The organism is Binatus soli (SeqCode), from assembly GCF_050015535.1.
Taxonomy (GTDB): Bacteria; Desulfobacterota; Binatia; order Binatales; family Binataceae; genus Binatus; species Binatus soli.
Genome location: NZ_JBEKBF010000016.1, coordinates 109,811 through 129,240 on the forward strand (window position 1 = coordinate 109,811; position 19,430 = coordinate 129,240).

21 protein-coding genes are annotated in these 19,430 nt (G+C 62.9%); 12 read left to right on the forward strand and 9 right to left on the reverse strand.

All coding sequences use genetic code 11. The features are described from left to right. Positions 1–15 precede the first annotated feature (15 nt). The 3 genes from ABR989_RS13585 (at position 16) to ABR989_RS13595 (ending at position 2,307) form a co-directional block, all read left to right on the forward strand. The gene (locus ABR989_RS13585; RefSeq protein WP_428129486.1) at positions 16–696 is read left to right on the forward strand and encodes an OmpA family protein; all 681 of its coding nucleotides are present in this window, start codon (positions 16–18) and stop codon (positions 694–696) included. A gap of 229 nt (positions 697–925) precedes the next feature. Beyond that, positions 926–1,603 carry an OmpA family protein gene (locus ABR989_RS13590; protein ID WP_428129488.1) on the forward strand — a complete coding sequence of 226 codons (678 nt, stop codon included), beginning with the start codon at positions 926–928 and terminating at the stop codon, positions 1,601–1,603. A gap of 128 nt (positions 1,604–1,731) precedes the next feature. After that, the gene (locus tag ABR989_RS13595) at positions 1,732–2,307 is read left to right on the forward strand and encodes a hypothetical protein (protein ID WP_428129491.1); all 576 of its coding nucleotides are present in this window, start codon (positions 1,732–1,734) and stop codon (positions 2,305–2,307) included. Between the two features lie 98 nt (positions 2,308–2,405). On the opposite strand, the gene ABR989_RS13600 is transcribed toward ABR989_RS13595, so the two are convergent. Genes ABR989_RS13600 through pgeF form a run of 5 tightly spaced genes read right to left on the reverse strand, consistent with a single transcriptional unit; the run spans position 2,406 to position 6,868 of the window. Next, a complete protein-coding gene (locus ABR989_RS13600) occupies positions 2,406–3,641 on the reverse strand; it encodes an acyl-CoA dehydrogenase family protein (protein WP_428129493.1) in 1,236 nt (411 codons plus the stop codon). Positions 3,642–3,661: 20 nt separating this feature from the next. Next, the gene (locus ABR989_RS13605) at positions 3,662–4,771 is read right to left on the reverse strand and encodes an acyl-CoA dehydrogenase family protein (protein ID WP_428129495.1); all 1,110 of its coding nucleotides are present in this window, start codon (positions 4,769–4,771) and stop codon (positions 3,662–3,664) included. A 33-nt stretch (positions 4,772–4,804) separates the two neighbouring features. Beyond that, positions 4,805–5,911 carry a Gfo/Idh/MocA family protein gene (locus ABR989_RS13610; protein WP_428129497.1) on the reverse strand — a complete coding sequence of 369 codons (1,107 nt, stop codon included), beginning with the start codon at positions 5,909–5,911 and terminating at the stop codon, positions 4,805–4,807. Continuing rightward, entirely contained in the window at positions 5,911–6,072 is a 162-nt protein-coding gene (locus ABR989_RS13615; RefSeq protein ID WP_428129499.1) for a hypothetical protein, read from the reverse strand. The genes ABR989_RS13610 and ABR989_RS13615 overlap by 1 nt, the downstream gene beginning before the upstream one ends. A 4-nt stretch (positions 6,073–6,076) precedes the next feature. Next, the gene (gene pgeF, locus ABR989_RS13620) at positions 6,077–6,868 is read right to left on the reverse strand and encodes a peptidoglycan editing factor PgeF (RefSeq protein WP_428129501.1); all 792 of its coding nucleotides are present in this window, start codon (positions 6,866–6,868) and stop codon (positions 6,077–6,079) included. Positions 6,869–6,961: 93 nt separating this feature from the next. On the opposite strand from pgeF, the gene ABR989_RS13625 reads away from it, so the two are divergent. From ABR989_RS13625 to ABR989_RS13635, 3 genes are all read left to right on the forward strand, one after another. Then, on the forward strand, positions 6,962–7,183 hold the full coding sequence (locus tag ABR989_RS13625) for a hypothetical protein (protein WP_428129503.1): 222 nt from the start codon (positions 6,962–6,964) through the stop codon (positions 7,181–7,183). Positions 7,184–7,199: 16 nt separating this feature from the next. After that, complete coding sequence (gene uvrA, locus ABR989_RS13630; protein WP_428129506.1) at positions 7,200–10,136, forward strand: excinuclease ABC subunit UvrA; 2,937 nt, start codon at positions 7,200–7,202, stop codon at positions 10,134–10,136. A gap of 219 nt (positions 10,137–10,355) precedes the next feature. Beyond that, positions 10,356–11,252 carry an RluA family pseudouridine synthase gene (locus tag ABR989_RS13635; RefSeq protein WP_428129508.1) on the forward strand — a complete coding sequence of 299 codons (897 nt, stop codon included), beginning with the start codon at positions 10,356–10,358 and terminating at the stop codon, positions 11,250–11,252. A 27-nt stretch (positions 11,253–11,279) separates the two neighbouring features. Here ABR989_RS13635 and ABR989_RS13640 read toward each other — a convergent pair whose 3' ends face one another. Continuing rightward, entirely contained in the window at positions 11,280–11,855 is a 576-nt protein-coding gene (locus tag ABR989_RS13640) for a hypothetical protein (protein WP_428129511.1), read from the reverse strand. 259 nt (positions 11,856–12,114) lie between these two features. Here ABR989_RS13640 and ABR989_RS13645 point away from each other — a divergent pair, with 259 nt between their 5' ends. Beyond that, positions 12,115–13,971 carry a TolC family protein gene (locus ABR989_RS13645; protein WP_428129513.1) on the forward strand — a complete coding sequence of 619 codons (1,857 nt, stop codon included), beginning with the start codon at positions 12,115–12,117 and terminating at the stop codon, positions 13,969–13,971. Positions 13,972–14,084: 113 nt separating this feature from the next. Here the strand turns inward: ABR989_RS13645 and ABR989_RS13650 are convergent, their stop codons facing one another. The 3 genes from ABR989_RS13650 to ABR989_RS13660 all read right to left on the reverse strand — a co-directional run bounded on the left by ABR989_RS13650 (position 14,085) and on the right by ABR989_RS13660 (position 15,419). After that, a complete protein-coding gene (locus tag ABR989_RS13650; protein ID WP_428129515.1) occupies positions 14,085–14,414 on the reverse strand; it encodes a hypothetical protein in 330 nt (109 codons plus the stop codon). Between the two features lies 1 nt (position 14,415). After that, positions 14,416–14,922 (reverse strand): hypothetical protein, encoded by a 507-nt coding sequence (locus ABR989_RS13655; RefSeq protein WP_428129517.1) that lies wholly within the window; start codon positions 14,920–14,922, stop codon positions 14,416–14,418. 86 nt (positions 14,923–15,008) lie between these two features. Beyond that, positions 15,009–15,419, reverse strand: a complete 411-nt coding sequence (locus ABR989_RS13660) for a nuclear transport factor 2 family protein (protein ID WP_428129520.1) — start codon at positions 15,417–15,419, stop codon at positions 15,009–15,011. A 156-nt stretch (positions 15,420–15,575) separates the two neighbouring features. On the opposite strand from ABR989_RS13660, the gene ABR989_RS13665 reads away from it, so the two are divergent. From ABR989_RS13665 to ABR989_RS13685, 5 genes are read left to right on the forward strand one after another with little or no spacing between them, the layout of a single operon-like run. Next, positions 15,576–16,316, forward strand: a complete 741-nt coding sequence (locus ABR989_RS13665; protein WP_428129522.1) for a ComFC family protein — start codon at positions 15,576–15,578, stop codon at positions 16,314–16,316. After that, positions 16,313–16,891, forward strand: a complete 579-nt coding sequence (locus ABR989_RS13670) for a class I SAM-dependent methyltransferase (RefSeq protein ID WP_428129524.1) — start codon at positions 16,313–16,315, stop codon at positions 16,889–16,891. Before ABR989_RS13665 ends, ABR989_RS13670 begins: the two co-directional genes overlap by 4 nt. Beyond that, positions 16,891–17,931: a phosphoribosylformylglycinamidine cyclo-ligase gene (gene purM, locus ABR989_RS13675; protein ID WP_428129527.1), complete on the forward strand. Its 1,041-nt coding sequence runs from the start codon at positions 16,891–16,893 to the stop codon at positions 17,929–17,931. Before ABR989_RS13670 ends, purM begins: the two co-directional genes overlap by 1 nt. Positions 17,932–17,946: 15 nt before the next feature. Continuing rightward, positions 17,947–18,615 (forward strand): phosphoribosylglycinamide formyltransferase, encoded by a 669-nt coding sequence (purN, locus tag ABR989_RS13680; protein ID WP_428129530.1) that lies wholly within the window; start codon positions 17,947–17,949, stop codon positions 18,613–18,615. Between the two features lie 8 nt (positions 18,616–18,623). Continuing rightward, entirely contained in the window at positions 18,624–19,307 is a 684-nt protein-coding gene (locus tag ABR989_RS13685; protein ID WP_428129532.1) for a TIGR04283 family arsenosugar biosynthesis glycosyltransferase, read from the forward strand. Positions 19,308–19,430 lie beyond the last annotated feature (123 nt).

A 19,430-nucleotide genomic window follows, 5' to 3' on the forward strand; every position in this document is an offset into this window, starting at 1 on the left:
CAGGCAGGGGTGCCCATGATCAGATGGAAAAATTGGATTGGCGCGGCAGCGTCTGTCGCTCTTTTGACGGTCTCGTCGTGCGCGTCGTGGACGCCCGAACAGAGAGAGTACACCGCAGTCGGAGCGACCGGCGGCGCGCTCGTCGGCGGAGGGCTGGGGTGCGGAATTGCGGCGGGAACGAGTGGTTCCTTAGAGAGTTATAAGATCGGATGCATCACGGGGGTTGTGATGGGCGCTCTGATCGGCGGCGTGAACGGCTACTTGCTGTCGCCGAAGCCGGTGCCTCCTCCACCACCGCCGCCACCTCCACCACCGCCGCCGCCTCCTCCGCCACCGCCACCACCGCCTCCGGTCAAGGAGAAGCTGGTGATCCGCGGTGCGCATTTCGACTTCAACAAGTCGAAGATCCGCCCGGGTGATGCCGCCGTTCTGGATGAAGCCGCATCAACGCTTAAGGCCAATCGGAACGTGACGATCAACGTCAACGGATACTGCGATGCGATCGGGGGCGAGGAATACAACTTGAAGCTGTCCGACCGCCGTTCAGACGCCGTGGTGGATTACCTCGTGAAAGCCGGAATCCCGTCGAGCCAGTTAATTCCGCACGGGTACGGCAAGACCGACTTCGTCGCCACCAACGACACGGCTAAGGGCCGCGCTCAGAACCGTCGCGTCGAACTGGTGCCCAATCAATAAGCGGGGCCGAGATTGAAATGTCCGCAATCGGCCGCAGTCCCATCGGGGGTTGCGGCCGCTTCTTTATGTAACCAATATATAACCAGTATGTAACCAATGTAACGAATCCTCATCATTACGAGTCTCGGAGCGCGAAAGATTCGCCTCTTCAATAGACTTCGTTTCCCAAAAATGGCAGGATTTGCGGTGTTTAATTCTGGAATTACTTGGAACCCAGGGAGGGATGCTCATGTTTAGATGGAAAAGTTGGATTACCGTAGCGGCGTCTGTCGCTCTTTTGACGGTCTCGTCGTGCGCGTCGTGGACGCCTGAGCAGAAAGAGTACACCGCGTACGGAGCGGCCGGCGGGGCGCTCGTCGGCGGAGGGATAGGGTGTGGAGTTGCTGCCGGGGTAAGTGGTTCCGCAAAGGGTTATGAGATCGGATGCCCCACGGGCGTTGTGGGGGGCGCTCTGATCGGCGGCACGATCGGCTACCTGCTGGCGCCGAAACGGGTGCCACCGCCTCCTCCGCCACCGCCTCCACCGCCGCCTCCTCCTCCGCCACCGCCACCACCGCCGCCGATCAGGCAGAAGCTGGTGTTACGCGGTGTGCATTTCGACTTCAACAAGTCGAAGATTCGCCCGGGTGATGCCGCCGTTCTGGATGAAGCCGCATCAACACTTAAGGCCAATCCGAACGTCACGATCAACGTCAACGGCTACTGCGACGCGATCGGCAGCGAGGAATACAACTTGAAGTTGTCTGATCGACGTTCAGACGCCGTGGTGGATTACCTCGTGAAAGCCGGAATCCCGTCGAGTCAGTTGATTCCGCACGGGTACGGCAAGACCGACTTCGTAGCCACCAACGACACTGCTGAGGGCCGCGCTCAGAACCGCCGCGTCGAACTGGTGCCCAATCAATAAGTCGGGCCGAGACTGAAACGTCCGCAATCGGCCGCAGTCCCATCGGGGGCTGCGGCCATTTTTTTTCTCTCCCGCGCCCGTTGTTCATGCTGACGCTGGTGCGTATTTTTGCTATAGAAAACATCGCTATGATGTTTATTCGAACAGTCGAGATGAGAGCCGCCGTCGCCGCGCTCGCAATCACGGCGCTATTCGCGGCGACGCCGGCGCGCGCCCAATCGCAAGCGGCTGCACAGGCATCACCCGCCTCGGCATCGCGAAGCGCAGCCGTTCCGCAGGCATCCGCTTCACCGGCGGCGAAGAAGACGCTGCGGCAAGAGGTCACGGCGCTGGTTGCGAAATATACGCCCGATCGGCTCAAGCGCGATCTCGAATTCAAGAAGGCCGCGGCGCTGTTCCCGGATTTTTGCCGTCATTGGGAGCAGGATTTGCGCGAGCGCGAGACGAACAATCTGTCGAAATTGAGATTCGATTTGAAAAATGGTTTCGAGACCGCGACCTATACCGCTTATAGCAAGGTCGCCGGCTGCGAATCGCATCAATCCAAAGACGGTTACTCGATCGGAAAGCTCACCTACGAAGAATTCATCTATTACCTGGCCGGCAAGTCCCGGGATGAAGCCAAGCACGCGTCGCCAAGGGCCATCAGCGATACTCACACCACGGAAATTTTCCGCTGGGATAACGGCAAGTGGTTCTACTAGGCCGGTGAAAAAGTGAAAAGTGAAAAGTGAAAAAATAGACCCGGAAAAAGCGCCGCCGGAATGTTCCAGCGGCGCTCGTAGTTTCAAGACGCGCGATTCTAGTTCAATTCCTTGCTGCTGTAGTTCAGGATTCGACGCGCGATAATTATCATGTTGATCTGCTGCGTACCTTCGAAGATGTCGTTGATCTTCGCATCGCGCATCCATTTCTCGACCAGGATTTTGCGCGAGTAGCCCAGCGGCCCCAGCAACTCTACCGCCTTCTGCGTGATCAACGTGACCGCCAGGCCTGCCTTCGCCTTTGCCATCGAGGCCTCGAGGCTGTTGCGCTTGCCGGTATCGAGCATCCAGGCGGCCCGCCATGTGAGCAAGCGCGCCGCCTGCAGCTGCACTTCCATCTCCATGAAGTCGCGTTCGACGGCGGTCAGTCGCCGCGGCGATATTCCGTAGCGGATTGCCACGTTCTGTTGCTTGAGAAAGTCGCGCACGAAGTCCAGCGCCGCGCGTCCCACTCCGAGTGCCATGGCCGCAACGATCGGCCGCGTCGCATCGAAGGTCGCCATCACGTCCTTGAAGCCGCCTTCTTTGCGGACTTCAGCGCTGCCCAAAATTTGGTCGAGCGGAATCCGGCAGTTGTCCAAAACGATCATGGCGGTGTCGGACGCGCGAATGCCGAGTTTGTTCTCGACCCTGGTCACCGACATGCCGGGCGTGTTGTGCTCGACGATGAACGGCTTGATGCCGGCGCGTCCCGCGCTCCTGTCGACTGTGGCCCACACCACCACAAAGCCATCGGATTTCTCGGCCGCCATCTGGCCGGCGGTGACGAAGATTTTCGTGCCGTCGAGGACCCAATTGTCGCCGTCGCGGGTTGCCGTGGTCGCGACCGCCGACGAATCGGAACCGAAGCCGGGCTCCGTAATCGCCATCGCGCCCCACTTGGGCTTGCCTTCCTTGAAGCGCTTAAGAAACCGCTCCTTCTGGTCGGGCGTTCCCGCCGCCATCACCGCCGCGCCACCGAGTCCCGGATTGGGGGTCGAAAGGTAAAGCCCGGCGTCGCCCCAGCACAGTTCCTCGGTGCTGAGGACGGTGAGCAGATTGGCGCGCCGAGGGGCCGCGGGTTTCGATGCGTCAGGCTTTTTGCTTTTGTCGTGGCCGATCTGAATGTCGGCGGCGGCAGCCGATGCCGCCCACATCGACTCGTAAAATTGGGTTGGTTTTTGATGCTCGTGCTCGTCGCAATCGCGCGAGATCGGACGCATCATCTGCTCCGAGACCATGTGGTACATCTTGAGCTGGTTCAATACTTGTGGTTCGAGTTCAAAATCGATCATGATTTTTTCTCCGTAGCGCCCTAGACCGTTGCGATCCCATCGATTGCGGAAAAACCGCGCGCATTGCGCAGCCACATCTCGACCGGGTGCTCGCGGATGTAACCGTGGCCGCCGAGCACCTGGACGCCGTTGTCGGTCAATTTGAGCGCACTCTGCGCGACATAATTCTTGGCCAGGTAGCTTTCCCTCAAGCCGTCGCCGCCCTTGTCCAATTTGAAGGCCGCTTCCCACACCAGCAGGCGCGCCGCGTCGATTTCAATTGCCATGTCGGCCAGGATAAACGCGATCGCCTGTTTGGTCGCGATCGGCACGCCGAACGCCTTGCGCTCCTTGGCGTAGTCGCGGGCGTATTCGAACGCGGCATTCATCACCCCGACGCCCAGCGCGGCAAACGCGACCCGCGACTGGCTCATCAGCCGCGAAAAGTCGATGCCCTTGTCGCCGCCCACGCGCGCATCGGCGCCGACGCGGCAATCTTTGAGCGTCAGTTCGTAAGTCGCGAGCGCTTTGAGGCCCATGTTTTTTTCGCGTTCCGAGACCGTCACGCCGGCGGCGGCGCGCGGAACGATGAAGCCGTCCACGCCTGCAAAACCCTTGGCGGCGTCAGTTGCCGCATAGACCAGCATCGAATCGGATTCGGCCGCGAGCGGCACGTAACACTTGGCGCCGTTCAGGACGAATCCGCCGCCGTCGCGCCGGGCCGAGACTTGCAGCGCCGAGAGATCGAAATCGAAGCGAGGCTCCATCACGGCCGCGGTCGCGGCGGCGAAGTCCGCACCGGAGAATCGCTTCAAATATTTGGCGCGCTGATCGTCGGTGCCCATATCGACGATCGGGTACGCGAACAGCCGCGGCGCGAGCACGTGGATTGCGATCGAAAGATCGCCGAAGCCGAGTTCTTCCGCGACGATCGCGCCGGTCACCGCCGAGCGGGCATCGCCCCCGCCGCCGAATTTCTCCGGGATAGCGCCGCTGACAAATCCGAATTGCCACGCCTTGGCCACCAGCGGGGCGGGAATAGCGCCGCTTTCGTCGGCGGGTCGCGCGGCGGGACGAATCTCGTCGCGCGCGAAGGCGCCGACGCTGTCGCGGATCATCTGCTGTTCTTCGCTGAGTTCAAAGTCGATCATAAATTGGACCCCATCCTCGATTAAAGTAACGCTTTAAGTTTTGACAGGCACCGCAGCCCGCAAGCGCGCCGACTGATATGCCGCTTCCACCATCCGCTGCGCTGCCACCCCGGCCGCAAATTCGGGGTCCGGCTCGCACGCTCCCTTGAGCGCGGCCACAAAGGTCGCATCTTCGGCGGCGTACGGAATCGCCAACCAGTCCTTGATTAGCGCCAGGTAGGGCCGCTCGCGCAGAATCTTTTCGGTGAATCGGGCCATCACTTCGGTCTCGCTGACGGTCTCCTCTTTGGCGCCGGACCCGCGCTGAAAAATGATCGGCCCGAGCGTGTCGGCGTCGGAAGCAGCAAACAGATTCTCGGCGAAAACTTCAAGCCTTCGATTGCTCGGGCGTCCGATCATCCGATGCCATACCGAAGTGAGTTGGGCGTGAAAGCCGCCCGCAAATTCCATCGCGGTCGCGCCGAAGTCTTCAACTCCATCCATCCCGTTCACGTTGCGGGTGCGGCAGTAGAGGCTCGTGACCGGCCCGAACATCCACGTCAGCAGATCGAAGTCATGAACGCTGTGCTCGATGAGCGTGCCGCCGGCGGTCAGCGACGCATCGTTGCGCCACGCGCTCGCATGCGCGCCGCGCGTCGGAAAATCCTGATCGTCGCGCATCGTGATGCTGAGCAGTATCCCCGCGTCCGGCTCCTTGAACATCGCTTTGATCACGTTGTAAACGGGCGAAAATCGCAGCACGAGGCCCACCTGGCTTGTCACGCCGGAAGTTTTGATCGCGGCGGCCATCTCGGATGCTTCCGCCGCGGTCATCGCCAGCGGCTTCTCGCAGAAAATATGCTTGCCGGCGCGCGCGGCGGCAATACAGGCCTGGCGATGCATCGCGGTCGGCGTGCAAATCCATACCGCGTCGATCGATGAATCCGCGATTATCTCTTCGGCCGACTCGAGAGCGCGCGCGCCATCCCATCTGGCCGCGAGTCGCTCGGCCGCCGGATGCGATACGTCGGCGACGGAGACCACGCGGACACTTTGCTCGGTGCGATCGGCGACGTAGCGGAGCATCATCGAATGCGTCTGGCCGATGAGACCGGCGCCGATAATTCCGACTCGAATCTGTCCGCTGACGGGCGTTGGCATCAGGAATTCCCGGATTTTTCCTGGCGGCGGAGTTCTTCCAATTCGCGCTCGCGCTTGTATTTGGTCGGGTCGTCGATGATGCGCGACGGCGGCGCCATCGGCTTGCGGATTTTCGCGATCAATCCGCCCGCGCGATGCTTCTTTGGTTTACGCTGCGGCATATGGCTACGCATCAAAGCCGACATAGCTCATCTGAAGGCCGGTTGTCATCCCGCCGGCCGCGCGCCGTGAAAAGAATCGATCGGAGGCGCAGCGAGTGCACGGACCGACGCTCGCGATGTTCGCGGCGGCGAGTCCCGCGCGTTCGAGCTGGTCCCGCACGACAGCGCGCAAGTCGATAAAGGCTTTGCCGGGGCGCCCTGCCCTCGTATGACTCCGCGCGCCGGCAATCTCGCGGGCAAAGCGATCGCCAAGCTCGGCGTCAACCTCGAAACAACACAGCCCGATCGACGGTCCCATCGCGGCGTGAATATCGGAGGCGCGAGCACCGAGCTTGACCATCGCGCGGACGCCGGCGCCGGCGATATCCGCAATAACGCCACGCCATCCGCCGTGGAACGCGCCGGCTATTTTTCGTTTCGAATCGACCATCAGCGCCGGCACGCAGTCGGCGGTGTATATTCCCAGGATGACGCCGGGCTCGGCAGTGACGAGCCCGTCGCCCGCCGGCCGAAGCGTCGCGGTGTCGCGAGTCGCGGCGTGAATGACGTCGCCATGCACCTGGTTCAGCCTCGCCACCAGCTTCAGGTCCGGCGCCTCGCGACGCAAGCGCTCCCAGTTGGCATCGACGGCACGTTCGTCGTCGCCGACCCAATAGGAAAGATTCATCGAGGCGAACGCGCCCGTGCTGACGCCACCGGTGCGCCCGATAAATCCGTGGCAAAGAGCGGCATCGGGCCACGCCCGAAGAATTTCGACGGCGCTGGAGGCGGGCGATGATTCAGTGTGGGCTTCCATGTCAAAGTGGCCGGCCGCGAGGGTGCGGGTTGTTCGCTGGGCGCAGGATAACCTATAATTCTGATCTTTGGAATTTGAGGTTTTAGAGCGCCTATGAACGGATACGAATATCTGGTGGCGCGAAATCGCCTGATGCAACGGCTCGGCGAGGAACTGGCGCGGCTCGCACCGATCCCGGCTGCCGAACGCGAGGCCGAAACCCGGCGCATCGAGGCGAAGTTCGACGTCCAGCTTGCCGAGTTGTACGCAAAAGTCGCCGACGAATTTCCGGGCGAGCGCAAAAGAAAGGCGCGGCCGATCGCTGACCCTCGGTAAGCGGCTGGGAACAAGCTTGGATCGCTCAATCAGTATCCGGGGCGCGCGCACTCACAACCTGGCTGATATTTCGCTCGAAATTCCCCACAACCGGCTGACGGTAGTCACGGGAGTGTCGGGGTCGGGCAAATCGAGTCTGGTTTTCGACACCGTGTATGCCGAGGGTCAGCGGCGCTACGTGCAGAGCCTTTCGACCTACGCGCGGCTGTTCCTGGAGCGGATGGAGCGGCCGGACGTCGATGCTATTTCCCAGATTCCGCCGGCGCTCGCGCTGCGCCAGAAGAACACCATCAAGAATGCGCGCTCGACGGTCGGCACCGTCACCGAAATCAGCGACTATCTCCGCCTGCTGTTCGCGACCGTCGGTCACACCATTTGTCCACGATGCGGCGGCGAAGTGAGCCGCGACACCGTCGAGAGCGCCGGCGCGCGAATCCTCGACGCGCCCGGACTCTACGTCGTGCTGGCGCCCTTCGAGGCGGGTTCGCGCTCGATTGCCGACGCGGCCGGCTACCTGATTCAGAACGGTTACCATCGCCTGTACGCCAACGACGCGATCACCGAGACCACGGAGTTCGCCGCACGCGCCATCGCCGCCGAAGCACAGCTCGACGCCTCCCGGCCGGATTCGAACAGTCCCGCGGCGCAGCCGAACAGTCCTATGATGGTCGTCATCGATCGCATCTCGGTAAGCGGCGAAGCCGAAATCGAACGCGTGCGCGAGGCGCTCGAAAAAGCCTTCTACCTGGGCGGCGGACGCGCGCGGGCCGTCCGCGTCGAGCGCGATAATGGCAATACGCACAGCGTCGGCGCGATCGATTTCGACCGGCGCTTCAACTGCTCGCGCTGCGCGACCGCGTTTACCGAGCCGACCACGGCGCTGTTTTCATCGAACAGTCCAATCGGCGCGTGTCCCGAATGCGAAGGCTTCGGCCGCACGGTCGAACTCGATCTCGACAAGGTGATTCCGAATCCGAATCTGTCGATCCGCAATGGGTTGGTCGCGCCGTGGCGGACTCCCGCCTATCGCGAGATGAACGAGTGGATGCTGAAGCTGGCGCGGCGCAGAAAAATCCGCACCTCGGCGCCCTTTGGCGAGATGACCGACGAGGAGCGCGTCTGGCTGCTCGACGGTGACGAGGGTCCGCGCGCGAAATGGGATGAAGACAAATGGCCGGGGGTGCGGGGCTTCTTCAAGTGGCTCGAGGGCCGCCGCTACAAGACTCACGTCCGAATCCTGCTGGCGAAGTATCGCCGCTTCGTCATCTGCCCCGCCTGCGGCGGCGCCAAGCTGAAGACCGAGGCGCTTAACGTGCTCGTGGACGGCCTGTCGATTGCCGGCGTCGGGCGGCTCTCGATCCGCGACCTCGTCCTGTGGCTCGACAAGATCGGATCGATCCCCGAAGTCGCCACGCGCGCGGCCGTCGTGATACGCGAGCTGCGCAATCGCGTCGGCTACCTGGTCGAGGTGGGGCTCGGCTACCTGACGGTCGAGCGGCAGGCGCGCACGCTGTCCGGCGGCGAGGCGCAGCGGATTCATCTCGCCAGCGCGCTCGGCAGCGTGCTGGTCGGGACGCTGTATGCGCTGGACGAGCCGACGGTCGGCCTGCACGCCGCGGACGCAAGGAGACTGCTCGCGGTGTTGCACAGTCTGCGCGACTTCGGCAACACGGTCATCGTCGTGGAACATGACCCGGCGATGATCGCGGGCGCCGATCACGTCGTCGAGCTCGGCCCGGGCGGCGGCAGCGAGGGTGGAGAACTCACGTACTCGGGTCCGCCGGCGAAGGCGAATCTTGACAGCATGGCGTCGTCGCCGGGACGCGTGCTGCTGATGCGGGCGCTGGCCAAGCGGCGCAAATTCACCAGGCGCGATCCCGCGATTCGAATCGCCGGCGCGCGCGAGCACAATCTGGCCGGCCTCGACGCGGCAATCCCGGCCGGGCGGATGGTTTGCGTCACCGGGGTTTCAGGATCGGGAAAATCGACGCTGGTCGAGGACGTTCTCTACAACAATTATCTGCGCCGCTCGGGCAATACCTCGGTGGAGCCCGGCGAATGCGATCGGATCGACGGCTTCGAGCTGATCGGCGACATGGTGCACATGGGACAGGAATTGCCGGCGCGCTCGATGCGCTCGAATCCGGCGACCTATCTGAAAATCTACGACGAAATCCGCAAGCTGTTCGCCGCCAGTCCCGAAGCGCGCCGCCTGGGCGTGCAGGCGCGGCATTTTTCGTTCAACGTCACGGGCGGAAGATGCGAAAAATGCCGCGGCATGGGCACTATCACGATCGAGATGCATTTCATGGCGGACCTCGAGGTGAAATGCGAGGCGTGCGACGGCCGCCGCTTCCAGAGCCACATTCTCGCGATCAGACTGCGCGACTTAAACATCGCCCAGGTGCTCGACCTTACCGTGGAGGACGCGCGCGCGTTTTTCATCCGTCATCCCGCCATCGTCAAGCGGCTCGACGCGCTGATTGCGGCCGGCCTCGGCTACATCCGGCTCGGGCAGACCACCTCGACGCTGTCGGGCGGCGAGGCGCAGCGCCTCAAGCTCGCGCGATTTCTGCTGGCCGATCTCGAACCCGTGCCGGCGGGAGAACACGGGAGGCATCTGCCGCGGATGTTCATCCTCGACGAGCCGACCACCGGGCTCAGCTCGACCGACATCAAGCGCTTGATCAAAGTGCTCAACCGGCTGGTCACCGAAGGCAACACGCTGGTCGTGATCGAGCACAACCTCGAGTTCATCGCGAACGCCGACTATGTCATTGATCTCGGACCCGGTGGCGGCGACGAGGGCGGGCGGATCGTGGCGGCCGGTTCTCCCCTCGACATCGCGGCGTGCGAGAAGTCCGAGACCGGCCGCGAGCTCCGGCGCTTGTTCGGGTTGCCCGAACATGGCCGCGAGGCCCGCTCGGTTTTGCGCGCTGCCGCGGGAGTGTAGTTTGGTGAATTGGCAAGGAGGAAGTATGCGGGGATTTAATCGTCTGGCGCGGGGCGCAACGCAACTCAGCTTCGTAGATGTACTCACCGCAGTAATTCTGCTTGGGATTCTGCTTTACGCCGCGACCCTTCAATTTTCCGTGTACAATCGGCCCCCGGCCCCGCCGATTCCAACCGGCAATTCCGCGAGCCGTTGACTCCTTGCAGGACGTGCGTGCCCTTGCAGGACGCAATAAAGGAACGCCTCGATCATTACCTCGTGCGGACCGGCTTGGCGCCCTCGCGGCGCGTGGCACAGGAGCTGGTCGAGCGCGGGATGGTGCGAATCAACGGACGGGGCTCGAAGAAAAGCGAAATCGTCGGCGCCGAGGATCGGGTTGAAGTTGCCGCCGCGGATCGCCGCGCGGCTATCGAGCCGAATGCCGGCCTCGCGCTCGAAGTTCTGCATGAAGATGCGGCCGTGATCGTCGTGAACAAACCCGGCGGCATTCCCTGTCATCCGATCCAGGCGGGAGAGCGCGACACTGTCATGAATGCGATCGTCGCGCGATTCCCGGATACCGCGACCGCCGGCGAAAAGCCGCTCGAAGGCGGACTGGTGCATCGGCTGGACAACGGCACTTCGGGCGCGCTGCTGATCGCGCGCAATCGCCGCGCGTTCGAGAAACTGCGCGACGCGATTCGCGCGGGGCGAATCGCACGCCGCTATGAGGCGCTGGTCGCGGGATCGCTCGAGCGCAAGATTCAGATCGACACGCCGATCGCGCATCACGCCAAAAACGCGCGCAAGATGGTCGTCGGCGATCCCTCCAGTGCGAATCCGAAACGCGCCGGGCGCGCCGCGACTACGCTCGCCGAGCCAATCCGGCGCATTGGCGAGTTCACGCTGTTGTCAGTCGCGCCGAAGACCGGCAGCCGCCATCAGATTCGCGTGCATCTGGCCAGCCTCGGCCATCCTATAGTTGGCGACACGCTTTATGGCGGCCCCGCGATCGCGACGCTCGCGCCCGGGCGCTTCTGGCTGCATCTATGCGAGCTAGCGTTCGACTCGCCGGCGGTCGGCCACGTCAAAGTGATTGCGCCTGTCCCGCCGGATCTGAAGAAGCTTATCGATTAGCCCGGGAACAGCAAGGCCGCCAACGCCTCAGTTGCAGGCACATCGCGCGCACACGCAATTTGAAACGCATCCGGTCGTTAGCTGCGATTCTTCCTGCAAGTTTGGACGGATCCCTATCACCGCGCTTGACACCTGCGTGCGCTGCGTGAACGCCGTGCCATTGTAGATCGTTGGCTTTCCCGAGTTCGGCGAAGCTCCTTCCGGCACCATGTACGCCGACTGCTGGTTCTCGTTCGACAAGTAGGTGGCGCACTGCCCGCGCGCAGACTGGCTGGCAAGAACATAGCTGGACGACGAAACGACGCCGGCCCATTGGGTCCCGCTTCCCGGCGCCGAACAGGTGCATCGAAATGCGCGTGGCGTCGGCGCCGCGGCCGCAACTGCTGCAGGCGAAGTTCCCGGCGCCGCCGCGAGAGCAGGCAGCGTTCCGATCGTCGCGAAGGCCTGCGGCTGACCGGGAGCCACGGGTGCAGTCAGTGGCACCGGTCCCGGCGCCGCGGTAACTTGCGCGAATGGCTGCCGCGCGAGTCTTGACTCGCTGAGCGCCAGCATAAGGATCGGGGACACGATGAGTACTGCGATTACCAGCCTGACAGCGCGCATACCATCTCCAAGTGCGACTCGCGAAGAAATCCAGCCGCCTTCGATTACGGAAGACAAGGCGGGCCGCCTTGGCTATAATCGCGGGCTAGTTGGCGCCGCGCAAGCGCTTCAGTTCGATTCGGCGTTGGCAAATCGAACCCAAACTGCTGAGTCAAATTGCATAATCGGCGTGTGCGGAAGTGGCGGGCCATCGCCGGCGATGGCAACAGTACCAAGGAGGTTCATTTGTATGTCGAGAAGTAAATGGGTGTCTTTTGCGATGCTGACCATTTCCCTGCTGATGCTCGCAGCCTCGATCGGATTTGCCCAGGATCAGCTCAACGTGACCGGCTCGCTGCCCACCACGCCGTTGCCGCCGCCGGATCTGACCGGACCGATTCAGATGCGGTCCGTGCCGGTCGGGCCGCAGGAGCCGCCGCCGGCCAACGTGCCGCCCAGCGCCTCCAACCAGTTCGAGCATCACGATGATTTGTTGAATCTGCCGCGCATCTTCGCGCATCAGTGGTCGCTGACCAACGAAATCGCGCCCGACAACCTGATCAGCGAGCGCTACATGCGCTCCGAAACTCCCACCGCGCGCGGCCTCACGCTCAAGGAAGCCATCTACATCGCGATGCAGAACAACCCGTCGCTGAAGGCTGCCGAACTCGACCCGGTCGCCTCGATGGAAACCGTCCGGGAGGCCAACGGAAGCTTCGATCCGAACCTTACCGCGCAGGGTGACGTCGAAAAGAGCGTCGTGCCCGTCACCTCCCCCTTGCAGACCGGTGCCGGCGGCGGCGCCGTGCAGAAATTCTACGATTGGAACTTCGGCCTCAACAAAGTCTCCGCGATCACCAACGGAACCTGGGGCGTGACTTTCAACAACGATCGTTCGCTGTCGAATTCGCTCTTCGCCGGCGTCAATCCTTCCTACACGCCCAGCCTCGCACTCTCGCTCTCACAGCCATTGCTGCAGAGCTTCGGCTGGGAGTTCGCGACCATCAACGTCCGGATCGCAGAGTCGGGTCAGAAGCAGGCGCAATGGACTTACGGCCAGGCGCTGCAGGATTTCGTGCAGAAGATCGGCGGCGATTACTGGAACGTCGTGCTCGCCGAGGAAAATCTCGAGGTCGCGCGCGCCGCGCTGACCTTCAATATCGACCTGGTCCGCCAGAATGCGATCAGCGTCAAGGTCGGCACTCTTGCTCCTATCAACCTGCAGGAAGCGCAGTCCGCGGCCGCCACTGCGGAGGCCAACGTGTACACCGCCGAAGCCAACCTGAAAAATTCCCGCGTCCAGCTCCGCCAGGACGTGATGCTCAATCCGTACGGCACCTTCCTGCCCGAGCAAATCCAGCCGCTCACGCGGACCAACCCCAAGGAGCAGATCGTCATCGATGAGGAGCGCGCGCTCGAGCTGGCCGTGCAGTACCTGCCTTCCCTGGGCAATATGCGCGAGGCGATTCGCGACGCGTTGCTGCAGGTGAAGTACTCGGAGAACCAGGTTCTGCCGCAGCTCAACCTGGGCGCGCAATTCGGCCTGACTGCGGTCGCCGGATACACGCCTTGTGTGACCAAATTCATCACGCCTGGACAGGGAAACTGCGATGACAAAGCCGGCGCCAGGGCGCCGTTAGGCGGAATCTATGGCGACGCGCTCGATCGCCTGTGGGGCTTCAGCTATTACAACTACGCCGCCGTGCTGTCGTTCCAGATGCCGCTGGACAACGCCATTCCGCGCGCCGCTCTGGCGCAGGCTCGCATACAATACGAACAGCAGCGGGTACAGTATCGAGCGGCGCTGTCGCAAGCGGTCGTCAATGTGGAGAGCGCGATCTCTAATCTGTATGCCGACTATAAACGCGCGGCCGCGACTGCCTCGGCAACTTACTACGCTCGCCAGGCGCTCCACGATGAGCAAGTGATGTTCCGGGTCGGAATGGCGACCACGCACGACCTGCTGCAATTCCAGGAAGAGGAAGTGAGCGCCGAGGGCGACCAGGTGCAGGCCGAAGTCGATCTCGAAAACGCCAAGCTCGCGCTCGCCCACAACGACGGCACGATCCTGCAGGCGTTCAATATCAATTGGGAAGTGCAGAATCCGCACGAAGTGCCGTGGTACGCCGCCTTCTAGCAGGGTAATCAGCGACACGAAAAAACGGCGCCGGATCGCATCGCGATTCGGCGCCGCACTATTTTACGCGGGCTGGAGAATCTCAGTGATGCCCGAGGATCGCATGCGGTGGCTCAACGATGGCCCCCGCCGCCGCCACCACCGTGAACGCCACCACCACCACCGTGGAAGCCGCCGCCGGCCTCATGTCCGACGCCGCCGCCGTGATAGAACTCCGTATGATGGCCGTCGCCGTGATGTTCTTCCCACGGATGGTGGACGCGGAAGCCGGGATAGCCCCAGCCCCACCAACCCCAGTATGGCGCATAGCCGTATTCTGGGTAGCCATAGCCGCCACCATAAACAGGAAAGCATCCGCTCGCGGTGCAGGCGACTATTCCAAGCAGAATGAGTGCTCCGATCGAGCAGACCGAGACAAAGGATCTCTTTTGTTGTGAGCGCACTTTAGGGAGCTCCCCAAGCCGGCTTGCCGTCATCACGATAGAACGCCAAACCGGGAGTCTGGGCCGCTGGAACATCCAGGCTGGTTCGCAGATGGCCATTGGGATCGTAGAGACCGAGTCCGGGTTCACCGGCCGTCCCCAGCGCCATGGTCACGCGCATCTTGCCATCCTTATCGAAGAGGTCCAAACCTGGCGTGCCGTTCGCAGCGAGGTCAATGGTCAGGCGGGTACGGCCGGTGGAGTCTTCAAGGTTGAATCCCACTGCGCCGTCGGATGTCACGCCCATCGCGGCACGGAGCTTGCCGGTGCTGTCGCGCAGCAGGAATTGTTGCGCCTCGAGCGTTTCCGGTACCGCCGAACTCGTCTCCGCCATCGTGAACAGCGCACCGCAGAGAAGCAGCAACGCGCCGGTCATCAGCCGCAGGTGCTTGTTGCTGCGCTGGAGTTTAGCCTGTTGCAGTTCCAGCCGTGAAAGCCGCCCGATCAGGTCACCTGTCGATTGCTCCATAATTAACCCTCAACCTGCCATTGAACGAGAGCTGGAAACTGAAGAGTTTTTATCAAAACGAAAATTCCGGGTCTAGTTTGCGGGTTTCAGTGATGCCCGAGGATCGTCAGTCGACGGCTGGCGAAGCGCCATCCCGCGGGCGTCTTGCGCAGCTTGTCCGTGAAATACCCAACCGTCGATTGCTGCACCCGCCCGTCCTTGCAGTGGTAATAGAGCAGGTAGGTGGTACCGGCGCCGCCGGCGCCGTCGAGTTCGAAGGCAGGATTGGCGACCACGTGGAGCACCTGCGCGCCGCCGAGTGATTCCTTGTACAGCGCCGCGAAATGCTTGAGGCCGTCGCGTCCGCTGTGCTTGCCGAAGCGCGGGCTCTCGAAGACGCCGTCCTCAGTGAAGCAATCGATCCATTCATCGTAGCGGCCGCCGTCGATCGTCAGGCAATAGCGCGCGTGCAGCGCGCGAACTTCCTCGCGATCTTCGAGTGTTCCTGTAATCGCCATCGCATCAACTCCCCGTGTCTGTTCTCACTGCGGTGAGCGGCGCTCAAATCACTTTCTCTATACCACATCCGGCAAATTGACTTCGCACTCAAACGGCCGCGCAACAGCCAACCCCGCGGGCTTGAGTTTCGGCGCCGTCGGACGCATCAATCATATATGGCCGCGCTCGCCCAGGTGCTCGACTTTCTGTATCCACCGCGATGCTCGGCATGCGCAGCGCGGCTTGCATCCGAAGCCGGACAGCGACAGCGCGTTTGCGCTCGATGCATCGCGCGAGTCGAGCGGATGCCCGAGCCGCGCTGCGAAGTGTGCGGCGGACCGCTCGAGTCCGCCGTCAGCGATGCGACGCGATGCGCCCGATGCCTCGCGCATCCGCCACGCTATCGAATCGCTCGCACTATCGCGCGCTATCGAACCACCGCCGAGGACGAACCCGGCAGCCTGCCCGCGCTGATTCGCCGTCACAAGTACGGCCTCGATCAATCCGTCGGGCGCGCACTGGCGCAATACTTGGGCGACGAGCTGCCAGTGTCGGCTGAGGACTACGATGTGGTCATCCCGGTGCCGCTGCATTGGCGGCGCTTGTGGTGGCGCGGATTCAACCAGGCCGCGCTGCTCGCCGGCGAAGTCGCACGGCGGCTCGATCTCCCGCTGGATACCACCGCGATGTCGCGCAGGCGCTTCACCATGCCGCAGACCTCGCGTCACCACGACGAGCGCGTCAAGAACGTGCGCCGCGCGTTCACGGTCACGAATCCCGAACGTGTCAGGAATCGCCGCGTGCTGATCGTGGACGACGTGATGACCACGGGCGCCACGGTCGATGAATGCGCGCGCGTGCTGATCGCGGCAGGCGCCGCTTGCGTGGATGTATTCACGCTCGCGCGCGTGCTATGAGCGGACCGCAACCCGTCGACTGGGATGAACGCCATCGCGGCCAGCCGCCCGGCGAAGCCGAGCCGTTCCTGGCCGCGATGCTCGCGCGATTGCCGCGCGGCGGCGTCGCGCTCGACATCGCCGCAGGACGCGGACGCAACGCGCTCGCGCTCGCACGGGCGGGCATGCGGGTGGTCGCGGTTGATCGCTCCAAGGAAGCGATGCGCAGCGTCGCCGCGACTGCGCGGACCGCGCGACTGGCCATCTGGCCCATGGTCGCAAACTTGGATAGCTTTCATCTCAAGGACGAATCTTTCGACGTCATCGTGAATATAAACTTCCTTGACCGCGCGCTGTTCCCGAAATTTGTCCGGGCGCTCAGACCCGGCGGCATTTTGATCGCCGCTACGTTCCTGGTTGACCAGGCTGCGATCAATCCTCCACACGATCCGCGCTTTCTGCTCGGTCACGGAGAGCTTCGCGCGCTCGCCGGCGAACTCGAGATCGAGGAATACCGCGAAGGGTTGACTGCTTCTTTAGGCGGCCAGCCCGCCTTTCGCGCGTCGATGGTGGCGCGGCGGAGGAAATCGGCCTGATGGCGCCCGCCGGGATGACCTACAAAGCGGCCGGCGTCGATATCGCGCTGAAGCAGAGCCTGATTCCGCTTTTCGGTTCGATCGCCCGGACCACGGCCGGCGCGCATGTGATCGGCGGGGTCGGCGGATTCGGCGCGCTGGTCGGACTCAACGCCGCGCGCAAGATGCGCGCGCCGGTCCTGGTCGCGGGCGCCGACAGTGTCGGGACCAAGCTCATGATCGCGTTCGAGACCGGGTGTCACGACACCGTCGGAATCGACTGCGTCGCGATGTGCGTCAACGACATCATCTGCCATGCGGCGCGTCCGCTGTTCTTTCTCGATTACATCGGCTCCGGCAAGCTCGAAAAAAAAGTCGCGCTCGACATCGTCAAGGGCGTCGCTCGCGGATGCGCCCAGGCCGGCATGAGCCTGGTCGGCGGCGAGACGGCGCAGCTCAGCGGATTGTACAAGCCCGGCGAGTACGACCTGGCCGGCTTCGCGGTGGGAATAGTCGAACGCGCGCGAATTCCCAAGCCGTCCAATGTGCGCGCCGGCGACGTGCTGATCGCAGTCGCATCCAGCGGACTTCACTCCAACGGCTTCTCGCTGGTGCGCCGCGTTCTGCTCGAACACGCCAAACTCAAGCTCGGCTCCAACATCGCAGAACTGGGATGCACGCTCGGCGAGGAACTCCTGCGTCCCACGCTCATCTACGCGCGCGTCGTCGTCGAACTGTTCGAGCGCTTCAAGATAAGCGGCCTTGCCAATATCACCGGCGGCGGCGTGCTCGAGAACCTGCCGCGCGTGATGCCCGAAAACACCCGCGCAATCCTCGAACGCGGGGTTTGGCCGACGCCGCCGATTTTCGACATGATTCAGCGCCTTGGCAAAATCACCCGCGCCGAGATGGATCGCACCTTCAACAACGGCCTCGGGATGGTCGCGATCGTGCCCGCGCGCGAGGCCGACCGCGTCGTCGCTCATTTGCGCCGCCGCGAATATGGGGCATATGTTGTCGGCGAAGTAAGGCGCGGCAAGCGCGGAGTGTCAATTCGCTGAGCCGCGGCTAATTCGATGGCGGAAAATCCGACGGTCAAACTCGGCGTCCTGATTTCCGGCGCCGGCACCAATCTGCAAGCGATAATCGACGCGATTCTGCACGGCGACCTCAAGGCCGAAATCCGTCTCGTCATCTCGAATCAGGCCGACGCGCAGGGGCTCGAGCGCGCCCGCCGCCACGGAATCGAGACAATGGTCATCGACCATCGCAAGTTTGCATCGCGCGAGGACTTCGACCGCGCGATCCTCGCCGCGCTTCTCGATCGCTCCGTCGAACTGGTCGCGCTGGCGGGCTTCATGCGCCTGTTCTCGCCCGTGATGCTCGAGGCGTTCCCCGGCCGCATCATGAATATCCACAACAGCCTGCTGCCGTCGTTTCCCGGCATTCACGGGCCCAAGGACGCGATCGAATACGGCGTCAAGATAGCGGGATGCACGGTTTTCTTCGTCACTGCGGGTGTCGATGTCGGCCCGGTGATCGTGCAAGCCGCGGTGCCCGTGCTGCACGGCGACGACGAACAACGGCTGGCGGCGCGAATCCTGCTCCAGGAGCATCGCATCTTTCCGCACGCGATCGCGCTCTTTCAGCAGGGCCGTCTCGAGATTCAGGGCCGCCGGGTTATCATCAAGGTCGATTCGCCCAAGCCAAACTCGTCGCCGTTGGTGAATCCTCCGGTGGATTGATTCGGAAATTGAAAACGCTTTCGGTAATCGTGCCGATGCTCAACGAAGCGGCCGCCATCGCGAGCACGCTGCGCGCGCTTCGCCGCGGCGCTCCCGACGCGGAGATCGTCGTCGTTGACGGCGGCAGCATCGACGCCGGCGTCGCCATCGCACAACCATTGTGCGACACGGTGATTGGCGCATCGCGCGGCCGGGCGCACCAGATGAACGCGGGCGCGCGCGAATCGCACGGCGGCGCATTGGTTTTCGTCCACGCAGATACACTAGTGCCATCGACCTTTGCCGCTGACATCGCATCGGCATTGTCCGATCCCGCGGTGGTCGGCGGACGATTCGACGTGAAACTCGACTCGAGCGCCATCCCCTACCGGATTATTGGCGCGATGATCAGCCTGCGCTCGCGAATCAGCCGCACCGGCACCGGCGATCAGGCCATCTTCGTGCGGCGCGACGTCTTCGATCGCCTCGGCGGCTTCCCCGAGCTGGAGCTATGCGAAGATCTCGAATTCGCGCGACGGCTCAAGCGCTCAGGACGCGTTGCCTGTCTGCGCGCCCGCGTGACAACGTCTGCGCGGAGATGGAACCGCGACGGAGTGCTGCGTACCATCGTCAGGATGTGGCTGATTCGCGCGATGTACCTGATGGGTGTGGCGCCTGCTCGTCTCAAACGCATATACTCCGACACCCGCTAGGGAACCTCTGCATAAGTTGATCGATTGGTGTACAAAGGAACTGGTTGAGTGGCGGATGAGGAGGTGCGGTGATGGGTAATCAGCGGACGTTTGCTTCGGTGGCTTGGACGCAGAAAGGAAAGG